Annotated in this window: 14 protein-coding genes and 1 pseudogene; 12 read left to right on the top strand and 3 right to left on the bottom strand. The window is 61.8% G+C overall.

Annotated elements, in window-relative coordinates; genetic code table 11:
- The first annotated feature begins 102 nt into the window (after nt 1–102).
- On the top strand, nt 103–762 hold the full coding sequence (locus AC0J41_RS25470; protein ID WP_473013899.1) for a glutathione S-transferase family protein: 660 nt from the start codon (nt 103–105) through the stop codon (nt 760–762).
- A 122-nt stretch (nt 763–884) separates the two neighbouring features.
- Here the strand turns inward: AC0J41_RS25470 and argH are convergent, their stop codons facing one another.
- Nucleotides 885–2,279 carry an argininosuccinate lyase gene (argH, locus tag AC0J41_RS25465; protein WP_473013898.1) on the bottom strand — a complete coding sequence of 465 codons (1,395 nt, stop codon included), beginning with the start codon at nt 2,277–2,279 and terminating at the stop codon, nt 885–887.
- 326 nt (nt 2,280–2,605) lie between these two features.
- On the opposite strand from argH, the pseudogene AC0J41_RS25460 reads away from it, so the two are divergent.
- The 8 genes and pseudogenes from AC0J41_RS25460 to AC0J41_RS25425 form a co-directional block, all read left to right on the top strand.
- Nucleotides 2,606–2,755 (top strand): annotated as a pseudogene (locus tag AC0J41_RS25460) (sensor histidine kinase); the annotation flags it as partial.
- Nucleotides 2,752–3,498 (top strand): LytR/AlgR family response regulator transcription factor, encoded by a 747-nt coding sequence (locus AC0J41_RS25455; protein WP_003229385.1) that lies wholly within the window; start codon nt 2,752–2,754, stop codon nt 3,496–3,498. The pseudogene AC0J41_RS25460 and the gene AC0J41_RS25455, both read left to right, overlap by 4 nt.
- 138 nt (nt 3,499–3,636) lie before the next feature.
- A complete protein-coding gene (hemC, locus tag AC0J41_RS25450) occupies nt 3,637–4,578 on the top strand; it encodes a hydroxymethylbilane synthase (protein ID WP_473013897.1) in 942 nt (313 codons plus the stop codon).
- Nucleotides 4,575–5,342 (top strand): uroporphyrinogen-III synthase, encoded by a 768-nt coding sequence (locus tag AC0J41_RS25445; protein ID WP_473013896.1) that lies wholly within the window; start codon nt 4,575–4,577, stop codon nt 5,340–5,342. The genes hemC and AC0J41_RS25445 overlap by 4 nt, the downstream gene beginning before the upstream one ends.
- A gap of 16 nt (nt 5,343–5,358) precedes the next feature.
- A complete protein-coding gene (locus AC0J41_RS25440; protein ID WP_473013895.1) occupies nt 5,359–6,501 on the top strand; it encodes a uroporphyrinogen-III C-methyltransferase in 1,143 nt (380 codons plus the stop codon).
- A complete protein-coding gene (locus AC0J41_RS25435; protein WP_025113259.1) occupies nt 6,498–7,736 on the top strand; it encodes a heme biosynthesis protein HemY in 1,239 nt (412 codons plus the stop codon). Before AC0J41_RS25440 ends, AC0J41_RS25435 begins: the two co-directional genes overlap by 4 nt.
- Before the next feature lie 218 nt (nt 7,737–7,954).
- Complete coding sequence (locus AC0J41_RS25430; RefSeq protein ID WP_473013894.1) at nt 7,955–8,506, top strand: disulfide bond formation protein B; 552 nt, start codon at nt 7,955–7,957, stop codon at nt 8,504–8,506.
- A gap of 186 nt (nt 8,507–8,692) precedes the next feature.
- Nucleotides 8,693–9,151, top strand: coding sequence for an Rsd/AlgQ family anti-sigma factor (locus AC0J41_RS25425; protein ID WP_025113261.1), 459 nt, complete (start codon nt 8,693–8,695; stop codon nt 9,149–9,151).
- A 77-nt stretch (nt 9,152–9,228) separates the two neighbouring features.
- Here AC0J41_RS25425 and AC0J41_RS25420 read toward each other — a convergent pair whose 3' ends face one another.
- The gene (locus AC0J41_RS25420; protein ID WP_025113262.1) at nt 9,229–9,894 is read right to left on the bottom strand and encodes an FKBP-type peptidyl-prolyl cis-trans isomerase; all 666 of its coding nucleotides are present in this window, start codon (nt 9,892–9,894) and stop codon (nt 9,229–9,231) included.
- Nucleotides 9,895–10,086: 192 nt separating this feature from the next.
- Here AC0J41_RS25420 and AC0J41_RS25415 point away from each other — a divergent pair, with 192 nt between their 5' ends.
- Nucleotides 10,087–11,160 carry an AlgP family protein gene (locus AC0J41_RS25415; RefSeq protein WP_473013893.1) on the top strand — a complete coding sequence of 358 codons (1,074 nt, stop codon included), beginning with the start codon at nt 10,087–10,089 and terminating at the stop codon, nt 11,158–11,160.
- Here the strand turns inward: AC0J41_RS25415 and AC0J41_RS25410 are convergent.
- On the bottom strand, nt 11,157–11,621 hold the full coding sequence (locus tag AC0J41_RS25410; protein WP_025113264.1) for a TIGR02444 family protein: 465 nt from the start codon (nt 11,619–11,621) through the stop codon (nt 11,157–11,159). The genes AC0J41_RS25415 and AC0J41_RS25410 overlap by 4 nt on opposite strands.
- Nucleotides 11,622–11,671: 50 nt before the next feature.
- Between AC0J41_RS25410 and AC0J41_RS25405 the strand changes: the two genes are divergently transcribed.
- Nucleotides 11,672–13,582 (top strand): ATP-binding cassette domain-containing protein, encoded by a 1,911-nt coding sequence (locus tag AC0J41_RS25405; protein ID WP_025113265.1) that lies wholly within the window; start codon nt 11,672–11,674, stop codon nt 13,580–13,582.
- Nucleotides 13,582–14,163, top strand: coding sequence for a mechanosensitive ion channel family protein (locus AC0J41_RS25400; RefSeq protein ID WP_025113266.1), 582 nt, complete (start codon nt 13,582–13,584; stop codon nt 14,161–14,163). Before AC0J41_RS25405 ends, AC0J41_RS25400 begins: the two co-directional genes overlap by 1 nt.
- Nucleotides 14,164–14,338: the final 175 nt, after the last annotated feature.

The raw sequence follows: 14,338 nt of genomic DNA, 5'->3' as shown, positions 1-14,338 counted from the left end.
CGCCAGTTTACCCGCATTCAGCGGCGTGATGCTGCTGGCAGGATCGAGTCCGGCGATCTATAAACAGTGACTGCCCACCCCGCACGGCCTGGAGGCTATGTGATGTTCAAGCTTTATGGATTCGCTGTCAGCAACTACTACAACATGGTCAAACTGGCGCTGCTGGAAAAAGGCCTGGCGTACGAAGAGGTGACGTTCTACCCGACGCCGACCCCGGAGTCACTGGCCATCAGTCCGCGCGGCAAAGTCCCGGTGCTGGGTGTCGAGGCGGGTTTCATCAATGAAACCGCGGTCATCCTCGAATACCTCGAACAGACCCAAAAAGGTACGCCACTGCTGCCGAGCGATCCGTTCGAGCGCGCGCAGGTGTTGGCGATAGCCAAGGAAATCGAGCTGTACATCGAGCTGCCGGGCCGCGCCTGTTATGGCGAAGCATTCTTTGGCGCATCGGTGCCGGAGGCGATCAAGGAAAAAACCAAAGCCGAGCTGTTGCTGGGTTTTGCTGCGCTGGGACGTCACGGCAAGTTCGCCCCTTACGTGGCGGGCGACAGCCTGAGCATTGCGGATTTGTATTTCCTTTACAGCGTGCCGCCGGCGTGTGCGGTCGGGAAAAAGCTGTTCGATCTGGATTTGCTGGCTGAGATGCCGAAGGCCAAGGCGCTGCTGGAGCGGCTTGAGCAGAATCCGCATGTGCAGAAGATTGCGGCGGACAAAGAGGCGGCGATGCCGACGTTTTTGGCGATGATCGCGGCGAAAAAATGAGATTTGTAGCGTTCTGAAGTCAGCATTCGCGAGCAAGCCCGCTCCCACATTGGATCTGTGCTGAACACAAATTTTGTGAACGCCCTGAGTCCAATGTGGGAGCGAGCCTGCTCGCGAAGCTTTTAGCGGCTGGCGATCAGCGCCTGGCCGCGCACCACCGCAGCCTTGACCTGCGCCGGCGCGGTCCCGCCGATGTGGTCACGGGCATTCACCGAGCCTTCCAGAGTCAGCACGGCGAACACGTCCTGCTCGATCTGATCGCTGAACTGACGCAGTTCTTCCAGGCTCATTTCCGCCAGATCCTTGCCGGTGTCCACGCCGTACTTCACGGCGTGACCGACGATTTCGTGGCAGTCACGGAACGGCAGGCCACGGCGTACCAGGTAGTCCGCCAGGTCGGTCGCGGTGGAGAAACCGCGCAGGGCCGCCTCACGCATGATCGCGTGTTTCGGCTTGATCGCCGGGATCATGTCGGCAAAGGCCCGCAGCGAGTCGCGCAGCGTGTCGGCGGCGTCGAACAGCGGTTCCTTGTCTTCCTGGTTGTCCTTGTTGTAGGCCAGCGGCTGGCCTTTCATCAGGGTCAGCAGACCCATCAGTGCACCGAACACCCGGCCGGTCTTGCCACGCACCAGCTCCGGTACGTCGGGGTTTTTCTTTTGCGGCATGATCGAGCTGCCAGTGCAGAAGCGGTCCGGCAGATCGATGAACTGGAACTGCGCGCTGGTCCACAGCACCAGCTCTTCGGAAAAGCGCGACAGGTGCATCATCGCGATGCTTGCCGCCGAGCAGAACTCGATGGCGAAGTCGCGATCGGAAACGTTGTCCAGCGAGTTGCCGCCCACGGCGTCGAAGCCCAGCAGTTGCGCGGTGTATTCGCGGTCGATCGGGTAGGTGGTGCCGGCCAGTGCAGCGCTGCCCAGTGGCATGCGGTTGGTGCGCTTGCGGCAGTCGACCAGGCGTTCGTAGTCGCGGCTGAGCATTTCGAACCAGGCCAGCATGTGGTGCCCGAAGGTCACTGGCTGCGCAGTCTGCAGGTGGGTGAAGCCCGGCATGATGGTCGCGGCTTCGCGCTCGGCTTGCTCCAGCAGGCCTTTTTGCAGGCGGGTGATCTCGGCCAGGATCAGGTCGATCTCGTCACGCAACCACAGGCGGATGTCGGTGGCGACCTGGTCATTGCGGCTGCGCCCGGTGTGCAGTTTCTTGCCGGTGATGCCGATGCGGTCGGTCAGGCGCGCTTCGATGTTCATGTGCACGTCTTCGAGGTCGACGCGCCAGTCGAACTGGCCAGCCTCGATTTCGGTCTGGATGGTCTTCAGGCCATCGATGATGCTGTCGCGCTCGGCATCCGTCAGCACGCCGACCTTGGCCAGCATGGTGGCGTGGGCGATCGAGCCCATGATGTCGTGGCGATACAGGCGCTGGTCGAAAGTGACGGAGGCGGTGAAGCGGGCGACGAAGGCGTCGACGGGTTCACTGAAGCGGCCGCCCCAGGACTGATTGGTCTTGTCAGTGCTCATGAATTCGCTCGTATCGGCTTGGAGAAAGAAGGCGTGAAACGCTGGCGCGGATAATAACAGGGTTGCCAATCCTGTCGCTGACACCGGTCGATACGTTTTTTTCTCATCTGCTGGTTCATAGTCGGCGCTCTAACCGGGGGATTTGCGCAAGGATATTTTTCGATTGAGCAATATCAGCCCGGCAAGCGTCTACAGTAGGACATGAGGGTCGGCGCGACTGCGGATCGCGCAAACGTCCGGACGCCGACTATAAGAAGAGGGGGTGGGTGGATTTGTCCTTTGGCAAACCCCGTGAGAAACGCAGGAAACAGCGGGCTTTGAGCAGTACGACCCGGGCACTGGCAAATATTGCTGGCCGACGTACGGCACTTTTTGGCGCTCGGGCTAGTCTTAGCGTGGATCGCGGTGACGGACGTCACTTCACCTGTCTACGCTATCCTTGTGCGAGACTCACGCAGGAATCCAGCGCAATATGAATGTCCTGATCGTTGATGACGAACCACTGGCTCGCGAGCGCCTAAGCCGTATGGTAAGCGAGCTCGAGGGTTACACAGTCCTGGAGCCCAGCGCCACGAATGGCGAAGAGGCGTTGGCGCTGATCGACAGCCACAAGCCGGATATCGTGCTGCTCGATATCCGCATGCCGGGCCTCGATGGCCTGCAAGTGGCTGCCCGTCTGTGCGAACGCGAAACGCCGCCCGCCGTGGTGTTTTGCACCGGCCCCGATGAATTTGCCGTGGAAGCCCTGCAGGCCAGCGCCGTGGGCTATGTGGTGAAACCCGTGCGAACCGAACATCTGCATGACGCCCTGAAACGGGCTGAACGTCCCAACCGGGCCCAACTCTCGGCCCTGACCCGCCCTGCTGCCGAAAGCGGCAACGGCCCGCGCAGTCATATCAGCGCCCGCACCCGCAAAGGCATCGAGCTGATCCCGCTGGATCAGGTGGTCTACTTCATTGCCGATCACAAGTACGTGACCTTGCGCCATGAGAGCGGCGAAGTACTGCTGGACGAACCCCTCAAGGCCCTCGAAGACGAATTTGGTGAACGCTTCGTGCGTATCCACCGCAACGCGCTGGTCGCCCGTGACCGCATCGAGCGTCTGCAACGCACGCCACTGGGGCATTTCCAGTTATTCCTCAAGGGTCTGAACGGCGATGCATTGATCGTCAGCCGCCGGCATGTGGCCGGTGTGCGCAAAATGATGCAGGGCCTGTAACCCGGTCATTCCGGGCGGTTCCGGAGTCTTTTTACCAGGCATTGCCGGCCAGGGAGGCCACGCCGTATCTGATTCAAGTCAAAGTGGATTTGGCTGAGCTGTTATTATCCGCCGTATCTATTCAGTACGGATTGATCCATGTCCTCTCGCGAAATCCGCATCGCCACCCGTAAAAGTGCGCTGGCCCTCTGGCAGGCCGAATACGTCAAAGCCCGTCTGGAAGCGGCCCATCCGGGTCTGCTGGTGACGCTGGTGCCCATGGTCAGTCGCGGCGACAAGCTGCTCGACTCACCGCTGTCGAAAATCGGCGGCAAGGGCCTGTTCGTCAAGGAACTGGAAACCGCGCTGCTGGAGAATGAAGCCGACATCGCCGTGCACTCGATGAAAGACGTGCCAATGGACTTCCCCGAAGGTTTGGGTCTGTTCTGCATCTGCGAACGCGAAGACCCGCGTGATGCCTTCGTTTCCAATACTTACGCCAGCCTCGACGCGTTGCCTGCCGGTGCCATCGTCGGTACCTCCAGCCTGCGTCGTCAGGCACAGCTGCTGACCCGCCGCCCCGATCTCGAGATCCGCTTCCTGCGCGGTAACGTCAACACTCGCCTGGCCAAGCTCGATGCCGGCGAGTACGACGCGATCATCCTCGCGGCGGCCGGTCTGATCCGTCTCGGTTTCGAAGACCGGATTACCTGCGCGATCAGTGTCGACGACAGCCTGCCCGCCGGTGGCCAAGGCGCCGTCGGTATCGAATGCCGCAGCGCCGACAGGCAAATCCATGCCTTGCTCGCGCCACTGCATCACGCCGATACCTCTTCGCGTGTGACCGCCGAACGGGCCCTCAACAAACATCTGAATGGCGGCTGCCAGGTGCCGATCGCCTGCTACGCCGTGCTCGAAGGTGAGCAGTTGTGGTTGCGTGGCCTGGTGGGCGAGCCGAGCGGTGGCAAGCTGCTCAGCGCCGAAGCGCGCGCACCGCGTACCGATGCCGAAGCGCTGGGTGTGAAGGTCGCTGAAGACCTGCTCAGCCAGGGTGCCGACGACATTCTCAAAGCGGTCTATGGCGAGGCAGGTCACGAGTGACCGGCTGGCGCCTGCTGCTGACGCGCCCTGCGGACGACTGCACGGCGCTGGCCGAGGTGTTGGCCCAAGCCGGTTTTTTCAGCAGTTGCCTGCCGCTTCTGGACATCGCACCGCTGCCGGTCTCTGAGAAAATACGTCAGGCGATGACCCAGTTGCCGAACTGCAGCGCAGTCATCGTGGTCAGCAAACCGGCGGCGCGAATTGCTGTCGACCTGCTCGATACTTTTGACCTGAACCCGGTATCGATGCCGTGGTTCAGCGTCGGTGCGGCGACGGCGCAGATTCTTCGCGATCGTGGCCTGGACGTGCACTTCCCGGCCACCGGCGATGACAGCGAAGCCTTGCTGCAATTGCCGCGTCTGCGCGAAGCCGTTGCGCAGCCTGATGCGCAGGTGTTGATCCTGCGCGGGGAGGGTGGTCGTGAGCTGCTCGCCGAGCGTCTGCGCGCGCTAGGTGCTAGTGTCGAGTATCTGGATTTGTATCGGCGCGACCTGCCGGCCTATCCGCCGCACGAGCTGACGCGGCGGATTGCAGCGGAACGCTTGAACGGGCTGGTGGTCAGCAGTGGACAGGGTTTCGAGCACTTGCGCCGCATGGCCGGCGCTACCTGGCCTGCGATTGCGCAGTTGCCGTTGTTTGTTCCAAGCCCAAGGGTCGCCGAGCTGGCACGTGCCGCCGGGGCTCAAACAGTTGTGGATTGCCGCGGCGCGAGTGCCGCGGCTTTGCTGACGGCGTTACGGGAGCATCCCGTGCCCGTTCTCTAATGCAAAGGATGGATACGTGAGCGAAACAGCCTTGCCCAAAGATGACGTCCAACCTGTGATCGATGCCCAGGTTGAAACTCCACCGCCGGCCAAAGAGCCGCGCCGAGGCAACGGACTGGCCATTGTCGCCCTGTTGCTCGGCGCTGCCGGCGTGGCGATCGGTGGCTGGGGTGTCTGGCAGGTGCGTCACCTGCAGACCAACACCGCACAGCAGTCGGGCCAGGTGCAGGCGCTGAACGATCAGGCGCAGAGCCTCAAGCTCAATGAGCAGCGCCTGACCGAGCGCCTCGCGCAGTTGCCGGGTGCCGACGAGCTTGCTGATCGCCAGCGTCTGGTGACGCAATTGCAGGGTGATCAGCAGCGCCTCAACCAGCGTCTGGAAACCGTCCTCGGCGCCAGCCGCAAGGACTGGCGTCTGGCCGAGGCCGAGCATCTGCTGCGCCTGGCCAGCTTGCGTCTGTCAGCCTTGCAGGACATCAGCAGCGCCCAGGCGCTGGTGCAGGGTGCCGACGAAATCCTCCGTGAACAGAACGACCCGGGCTCGTTCGCTGCTCGCGAGCAAGTGGCAAAAACCCTTGTTGCCCTGCGCAGCACCGAGCAGCCGGATCGCACCGGCTTGTTCCTGCGCATTGGCGCCTTGCGTGATCAGGTCATCGAGCTGACCGAGCTGGCGCCGGAGTACAAGGATCGCGGCGAATCGCTGCTGGGCCTGACCGCCGACGGCGATGGTGCCAGTCGCTGGGCACAGTGGTGGGATCAGGTTTCGCGTTACATCCGCATCGACTTCAACGCTGACAAGAATGTGAAGCCACTGCTGGCCGGGCAAAGTCTGAGCCAGGTGCGCCTGGCCCTGAGCCTGGCGCTGGAGCAGGCGCAGTGGGCCGCGCTCAATGGTCAGGCGCCGGTTTACACCCAGGCGCTGACTGAAGCACGAGACGTGCTCAAGGGCAATTTCAATCCGGATAATCCGCAGAGCAAAATCATGCTCGAACAGGTCGCCGAGCTGAGCCAGCAACCGGTCACGGTCAAGACGCCCGACCTGACCGGCACGCTGAGCGCGGTGCAGGGTTATCTGGAGCGACGTAACGTCAACGCTGAAGAATCGGTCAAACCGTTCGCCAAACCTGCCGCCAACACTGCGCAGGAGACCACGCCATGAAACGCCTGTACGTGATCGTGTTTCTGGTGATTGCCGCGACGGCAGCGCTGGGCCTGGCGATTGCCGAACACTCCGGGTACGTGCTGGTTGCCTACAAGAGCTTCCGTTACGAGGCGAGCCTATGGGCCACGCTGGGGCTGATCGCGGTGCTGTGGCTGCTGATCTGGGGCATCAAGGCGCTGGTCGAACTGGTCATGGCTTCCAGCGGCGTGGTCAATCCGTGGTCGCGGCGTAACCGCAGCCGTCGGGTTCAGGTGGCGATCGAACACGGTCAGCTGGATCTGGCAGAAGGACGTTGGGCCAGTGCGCAACGGCATCTTTCTCGCGCTGCAGAAGCCGAGCGCCAGCCGCTGCTGTATTACCTCGGCGCCGCACGCGCGGCCAACGAACAGGGCAAGTACGAGGAGTGCGATCACTTGCTCGAGCGTGCGCTGGAGCGCCAGCCGCAGGCCGAACTGGCAATTGCCTTGAGTCACGCGCAACTGCAGACCGATCGCGGTGACACCGACGGCGCACTGGTGACCCTGCAGGCGATGCACGAGCGGCATCCGCACAACGTGCAGACCTTGCGTCAGTTGCAGCGTTTGCATCAACAGCGCGGCGACTGGTCGGCTGTCATCCGTCTGTTGCCGGAGCTGCGCAAGGACAAGGCGCTGCCACCGGCTGAGCTGGCAGAGCTCGAACGTCGTGCCTGGGGTAACAACCTTTCGCTGGCGGCGCACCGCGACGAGGACGGCAAAGTCGGTCTGCAGTCACTCAATCGTGCCTGGGAGCAACTGAGTTCGGCCCAGCGCCAGGAGCCGGCGCTGGTGCTGGCGTATGCCGAGCAACTGCGTCAGCTGGGCGCTCAGGTCGAAGCCGAGGAAGTGCTGCGTGGCGCCCTCAAGCGCAAGTACGACAGCCATCTGGCGCGACTGTATGGCTTGGTGCGCGGTAGCGATCCGGCGCGTCAGTTGCAGACCGCCGAAGGCTGGCTCAAGGATCATCCGGCCGATCCGAGCCTGTTGCTGACCTTGGGACGGCTCTGTCTGCAAGCCAGTTTGTGGGGCAAGGCACGGGATTATCTGGAGAGCAGCCTGCGGGTGCAGCGCAATCCGGAAGCCTGCGCAGAATTGGCGCGCCTGCTCGCGCAGCTGGGTGACACCGAGCGCAGCAATCAGTTGTTCCAGGAAGGTCTCGGACTGCTGGATGAGCGCCTCCTGGCCGCGCCATTGCCGGTGCCGGTTCACGCTTGAAATCACGAGGGAGGATGCTCCCTCGTTAACGTTCTGCGAACGAATAATTACCTCTGACCGACGTCTTAGGCAAAGTCCTACAGTCGGCTACGCCTATTCCTCTCGCCCCTGTCGGGTTTTCCCTACACTCCTGTTGAACTGTCGGCAGGGACCCGCCTTGAAAGGCTGACAAGCTTTCCTCTACCGTAACTGCCTGTCTCTACTGTTACGGAAAAGCCATGTCGTTGGCCTGTTCACGCTCCTTGTTTTTCACGGCTTTCACTGCAGGGGCTCTGGCCCTGGGAGCTTCCTATTACCTCGAATACGCGGTCGGGCTGACGCCCTGCAGCCTGTGCCTGGCGCAACGATTCTTCATGGCATTGCTGACGGTCTGTTGCGGGCTGGCGGCGGTCCATGGCCCGCGGCGTGTCGGCTTGTCGCTGTACTGGATGATCATGTTTTGCGTCAGTCTGGGCGGGACGACCGCCGCCTGGCGGCAGGTGTTGTTGCAGAGCGATCCGCTGGTGCAAATGACGAGCTGCGCGCCCGATTCCGAAGCGCTGTTTAGCAACCTGCCGTGGTTGTGCGCAACGGTGCGGATGTTTAAAGGCGGTGTCGATTGCGCAGATATTTCCTGGACGCTGTTCGATTTGAGTATCCCGGAATGGAGCCTGCTGTTCTTTGTGGCAATGTCGATCCTGGCGGTGTACCAATTGCTGCGGCTGGTCTGGAGCGCTCTGCAACGACCGCTCAGCGGCGAAGCGTCGCACCGTATGCTGATCAGGGATTAAACACTTGTATGAACTTTATCTCCTGCGTACCTTGAAGCCATAGGCGTGCGGGCATAATCTGGCCCGCACGTGTCATTGGATTTATGTTGCTCGATGACGCTCTGCCCGGTCGGCCTCCAAGCGATAAAAGCCAGAAGAGGGGCGCGGGTGTAGAGCAGCATGACCCACAAGGGAAGAGAGATCGCCATGCTCGAAAGTTGTCAGAATGCTCAGGAACGCTGGGGTGGAGTTCATCTGCTGATCGACCGCTGGTTGCAAGAGCGTGAAGAACTGATCGGTGCCTACGACAAGCTCGGTGCGCAACCTGAGGCGCTGTCCGAGAACCGCAAGCCCTTGCAGGAATTCTGCGGTGTGCTGGTCGATTATGTCTCGGCCGGGCATTTCGAGATCTACGAACAGCTGACGGGCGAAGCCAAGGCGTTCGGTGATACGCGCGGCCTAGAACTGGCCGAAACAATCTATCCACGCATCGACGTCATCACCGAGAAGCTGCTGGCGTTCAACGATCTGTGCGATGAGGGCAAATGCGTCGCCGAGAAGTTCAAGGAGCTGGGCGGCCTGCTTCACGAGCGCTTCGAGCTGGAAGACTGTCTGATTGAGGTGCTGCACACGGCACACAAGGAAGTAGACACAGCGCAAGCCTGACTGGTTTTTCGCAGGCATAAAAAACGCGGTACGCCGAAAGCGCACCGCGTTTTTTTATGCCTGTGAATCGGGGGCGGTCAGCTTGTTGCGCCGCGCAACTCGACTTCAAACACCAGCGGCGTAAACGGCGCAATCAGATCGCCCGCACCGTCGGCGCCATAGGCTTGATCAGATGGAATCACCAGTCGCCACTTGGCGCCCACCGGCATGTTCTGCAACGCGGTACGCCAGCCGGCAATCACGCTGTCGAGGCTGAACCATTGCGGCTGAGTGTTCTGATCGAACACCGTGCCATCGGGCAGTCGACCAACGTAAAGCACCTGCACTTTTCCATCCGGCCCGGCCTTGGCGCCATTGCCCGGTGTCAGCTCGGTCAGCAGGATGCCGTCGGCCAGTTCCTTGACACCTGGTTTGGCTTTTTCTGCGGTGAGAAAACGTTGCTCGTTTTCCATCGCGGCATCGCTTGAAGGCAGCGCCGAATGTTCGGCGTTTTGCGCTTCATGATCGGCCAGGATCTGCTCGATCCGCGCTTCGCTCAGGGCCAGTGGCTTGCCTTGATAGGCCTGCTGCAAACCGTCGACCAGTGCCTGGATCTGCAATTGCGGCACCTCTTGGCGCAGCCGTTCACCGAGACTGGCGCCGAGGCTGTAGGCCAGATCATGGGCGTCGCTCGTGGTGGTTTTTTCGTCGGCGTGGGCGGCGGAAAAAATCATGCAGAGGGATAAAAAAAAGTAGCGCGACATGGGCACTCTCCGTCCTGAGATGCGGGCGATTATGCCAGCGCGAACGTCTGCAACGGTGAACTGCTTTTGTCTTTGTGCAGAACATTTTCACTTCGTTGCAACGCAATGGTTTCGTTACTGTCAAGATGACCTAGCGGCGGTAACTGCAGAGGTCTAGTATGAGCCGCACTCACGTCAGCCAGGAGGTAAACCATGTCGGCCACCAAGAAGCCTGTAAACACTCCGTTGCACTTACTCCAACAACTCTCGGGCAGCCTGCTCGAGCATTTGGAAAACGCTTGCTCCCAAGCCTTGGCTGATGCTGAAAAACTGCTCGCCAAACTGGAAAAGCAACGCGGCAAGGCGCAAGAAAAACTGCACAAGTCCCGCACCAAATTGCAGGACGCAGCCACTGCCGGTAAAGCCAAGGCACAGAACAAGGCCAAGGCTGCCGTGAAGGAGCTTGAAGACCTGCTCGATGCGCTGAAGGATCGTCAGTCCGACACCCGCAGCTACATTCTGCAACTCAAGCGCGATGCCCAGGAAAGCCTGAAACTGGCCCAGGGTGTCGGTCGCGTGCAGGAAGCCGCCGGCAAGGCGCTGACCTCCCGCGCAGCCAAACCTGCAGCAGCACCTGCGAAGAAAGCGGCAGGCAAACCTGCTGCGGCGAAAGCCCCTGCGAAAACCGCTGCTGCCAAGCCTGCTGCAAAAACCGCGGTGAAAAAACCTGCTGCGGCCAGCGCTGCAAAACCTGCCGCACGCACTGCCGCCGCCAAGCCGGCTGCTGCAAAACCAGCTGCCAAACCGGCTGCTCGCAAAGCGACTCCGGCAAAAACCGCCGCGGCTAAACCAGCGGCCAAACCCGCTGCCAAAGTTGCAGTAAAACCGGCTGCCAAGCCAGCCGCCAAAACTGCAGCGGCCAAGCCTGCGACCAAACCGGTCGCTGCAAAACCAGCTGCCAAAGCCGTTGCCAAGCCTGCCGCGAAAACCGCTGCCAAACCTGCTGCGGCCAAACCGGCAACCGCTGCTGCCAAGCCAGTTGCCAAGCCTGCTGCCAAACCAGCAGTTGCCAAGCCAGCAGCAAAACCAGCCGCCAAACCTGCCGCGAAAAAACCGGCCGCCGCCAAACCAGCCGCCGCGAAACCGGCGACCGCACCTGCCGCCAAGCCAGCCGCTCCAGCGCCGGCCGCTGCACCTGCCGCCGCCGCTTCTACCTCGACCACCACGACTGCGCCAACGCCGGCCGCTGCGTCGAGCGCCACCAGCAACCCGACCAGCGCTTCCTAAGTGCCGGTTGCCGCGACGCGCAGCACTTGCAGCGCGTCGCGGTTCGGGCTGGCGGCCATTGCCGCCAGACGCTCAAGCCATTCTTCCGACGCGGATGCAGCCTGCAACGGCCAGTCCTGAGCGACCTGTTCCAGTTGCCACAGCAGATGCCGTTCGGCTTCCAGCTCCAGCGCCTTCATCTGTTCACGCAGGGCCTTGAGCACCGGGTCTTCCTCGGCCAGGGTTTTCCATTGAGTGCGTAATGCACGCAGCGGCTGCACCACCTCCACATCCCAAGGCCCCACCAGCATTTTCAGCTGTTCTACGCGCTGTTCGTCGCAGGCCACGCCACGTTGTTCCAGCCACAGACCGCACAGCAACAGGCACACATTGGCCCCCGCCGTTTGCAGTTGCAGGCAGGCATGTTCCACGCCCGGTCGGGCGTAGATGGCAAGGGAAAAGCTCCACAGGTCAGAGGACATCGTGCTACTCGCGCCAGTTGTGAGCGAAGCTGGTAGACTCCGCCGCCATTATGATCCGACTTCAGAACCTGACTTTACAGCGTGGCCCGCAGCGTCTGCTAGAAGACGCCGAGCTGACCCTGCACGCCGGCCACAAAGCCGGCCTCATCGGTGCCAACGGCGCCGGCAAATCGAGCCTGTTCGCCCTGTTACGCGGCGAGTTGCATCCGGACTCGGGCGATTGCCTGTTGCCGGCCGACTGGCGCATCGCGCACATGCGCCAGGAGGTCGACACCCTCGAGCGCCTGGCGGTCGACTATGTGCTCGATGGCGACCTGCGTCTACGCGAAGTGCAGCGTGACCTCGCCGCCGCCGAAGCGGCCCACGATGGCACGGCACTGGCCCGTTTGCACGCCGAACTCGACAGCGCTGACGGCTATACCGCCGATGCACGTGCGCGCAAATTGCTGGCCGGTCTTGGTTTCACCAACGAGCAGATGGATCGTCAGGTAGGAGATTTCTCCGGTGGCTGGCGGATGCGTCTGAACCTGGCGCAGGCCTTGATGTGTCCATCGGACCTGTTGCTGCTCGACGAACCGACCAACCACCTGGACCTCGACGCAATCATCTGGCTCGAAGAGTGGCTGAAAAGCTACCCGGGTACTTTGCTGCTGATTTCCCACGACCGCGACTTCCTCGATGAAGTGGTCGATCACGTGGCCCATGTCGATCAGCGCAAACTGACCCTGTACCGGGGCGGCTATACCGCGTTTGAACGTGCCCGTGCCGAACGTCTGGCCCAGCAACAGCAGGCTTACGAGAAGCAGCAGGCGCAACGTGCGCACATGGAAAGCTACATCGCTCGCTTCAAGGCCCAGGCCACCAAGGCCCGTCAGGCGCAGAGCCGGATCAAGGCCCTGGAGCGCATGGAAGAGCTGTCGGCGGCCCACGTCGATTCGCCGTTCGATTTCGTGTTCCGCGAGTCGACCAAGATCTCCAGCCCGCTGATCGACCTGTCCGATGCGCGTCTGGGATATGGCGATAAAACCATCCTGGAGAAGGTCAAGCTGCAACTGACCCCGGGTGCGCGGATCGGCCTTCTCGGGCCGAACGGTGCCGGTAAATCGACCCTGATCAAGAACCTCGCCGGTGAGCTCGAGCCGCTGGGCGGGCGTCTGACCCGTGGCGAAAACACCGTCGTCGGCTACTTTGCCCAGCATCAGCTCGACTCGCTGGATGCCAAGGCCAGCCCATTGCTGCACTTGCAGCGACTGGCGCCGACCGAGCGCGAGCAGACCCTGCGTGACTTCCTCGGCGGTTTCGACTTCCGTGGCGCGCGCATCGACGAACCGGTGCTGAATTTCTCCGGTGGCGAAAAGGCGCGTCTGGCCCTGGCGTTGATCGCCTGGGAACGGCCGAACCTGCTGCTGCTCGACGAACCGACCAACCACCTCGATCTGGAAATGCGCCTGGCGCTGACCATGGCGCTGCAGGAATTCAGCGGCGCGGTGTTGGTGGTGTCTCACGATCGTCACTTGCTCAAGAGCACCACCGACAACTTCTACCTGGTCGCTGATGGCAAGGTCGAAGAGTTCGATGGCGATCTCGAAGACTACGCGCGCTGGCTGGTGGAATACCGTCAGCGCAACGCCCCGGTCAGCAACACGCCGGTCAATCCGGACAAGACCGACAAGAAAGCTCAGCGTCAGGCTGCCGCTGCGTTGCGTCAGCAATTGGCGCCGCACAAGCGTGAAGCCGACAAGCTCGAAGCTGAGCTGGGCAAGCTCCACGAGAAACTCGCCAAGGTCGATGCCAGTCTCGGTGACAGCGACATTTACGAGCCTGCGCGCAAGAATGAGCTGCGTGATCTGCTGGCCGAACAGGCCAGACTGAAGGTTCGCGAAGGCGAGCTGGAAGAAGCCTGGATGGCAGCGCTCGAAACCCTGGAAAGCATGCAGGCGGAGCTGGAGGCGCTGTCCTGATGGACGCGTTCAAGCTTCCTTTGCCGGCAGTGTGGGTCGAGCCGATCTGGCTCGGCGTGCAGATTCTGCTGATCCTGCTGGCCGGTTATCTGGCTCAGCGTTTCGTTGCCAAAGGCCTGACCCGTCTGGGTGAGCGCTACCCGTTCCCGCCGCAGTTGCTGATGCCGCTGCGCGGCGGGCTGCGCTGGCTGATCATGGGCAGTGCGCTGATCTTTGTGCTGGAACGCCTCGGCGTGTCGGCCACGGTGCTGTGGACGGCGCTGTCGGGTTTTGTCGCGGTAGCGGCGGTGGCGTTCTTCGCCATGTGGAGTGTGCTGTCGAACCTGCTCTGCGCGATCCTGATCTTCACCGTCGGCCCGTTCCGTCTGGGTGATGTGGTCGAACTGGTCGACACCACCGACAAGCCGGGTGTCAAAGGCCGGGTGGTGGCGATCAATCTGCTCTACACCACGTTGATCGAGGCTGAGGAACTGGGCACCGGCAGCGCCATGGTGCAAGTGCCGAACAGTCTGTTCTTCCAGCGCTCGGTGCGGCGCTGGCGCGGCAGCGATGTGTTCCCTTCCGGCGGTTTCGAAAAGTAGATTGCCCGGGCGTCTGATCTGACGCCTTCGCGAGCAGGCCCGCTCCCACAGTGTCCTGAGTGGAACACACAATGTGTGAACACCAAAGATCCTTGTGGGAGCGGGCTTGCTCGCGAAGGTGCCCCCGGTAGCCCCACAACTTTCAGCAAAAAATCGGTAGTCATCCATTCAAACC

The organism is Pseudomonas sp. Arb-4-2C, assembly GCF_055755015.1.
Note: the sequence above shows the minus strand (reverse complement) of the source record. Positions and strands in the feature narration are given on the sequence as shown.

Bases quoted from the DNA above. Each gene is read 5' to 3' on its own strand.
- AC0J41_RS25425 (WP_025113261.1), top strand. From the start codon at position 8,693: ATGCTCGAAAGTTGTCAGAATGCTCAGGAACGCTGGGGTGGAGTTCAT.
- AC0J41_RS25410 (WP_025113264.1), bottom strand. From the start codon at position 11,621: ATGTCCTCTGACCTGTGGAGCTTTTCCCTTGCCATCTACGCCCGACCG.
- AC0J41_RS25415 (WP_473013893.1), top strand. From the start codon at position 10,087: ATGTCGGCCACCAAGAAGCCTGTAAACACTCCGTTGCACTTACTCCAA.
- AC0J41_RS25405 (WP_025113265.1), top strand. From the start codon at position 11,672: ATGATCCGACTTCAGAACCTGACTTTACAGCGTGGCCCGCAGCGTCTG.
- AC0J41_RS25430 (WP_473013894.1), top strand. From the start codon at position 7,955: ATGTCGTTGGCCTGTTCACGCTCCTTGTTTTTCACGGCTTTCACTGCA.
- AC0J41_RS25435 (WP_025113259.1), top strand. From the start codon at position 6,498: ATGAAACGCCTGTACGTGATCGTGTTTCTGGTGATTGCCGCGACGGCA.
- AC0J41_RS25420 (WP_025113262.1), bottom strand. From the start codon at position 9,894: ATGTCGCGCTACTTTTTTTTATCCCTCTGCATGATTTTTTCCGCCGCC.
- argH (WP_473013898.1), bottom strand. From the start codon at position 2,279: ATGAGCACTGACAAGACCAATCAGTCCTGGGGCGGCCGCTTCAGTGAA.
- AC0J41_RS25400 (WP_025113266.1), top strand. From the start codon at position 13,582: ATGGACGCGTTCAAGCTTCCTTTGCCGGCAGTGTGGGTCGAGCCGATC.
- AC0J41_RS25455 (WP_003229385.1), top strand. From the start codon at position 2,752: ATGAATGTCCTGATCGTTGATGACGAACCACTGGCTCGCGAGCGCCTA.
- hemC (WP_473013897.1), top strand. From the start codon at position 3,637: ATGTCCTCTCGCGAAATCCGCATCGCCACCCGTAAAAGTGCGCTGGCC.
- AC0J41_RS25470 (WP_473013899.1), top strand. From the start codon at position 103: ATGTTCAAGCTTTATGGATTCGCTGTCAGCAACTACTACAACATGGTC.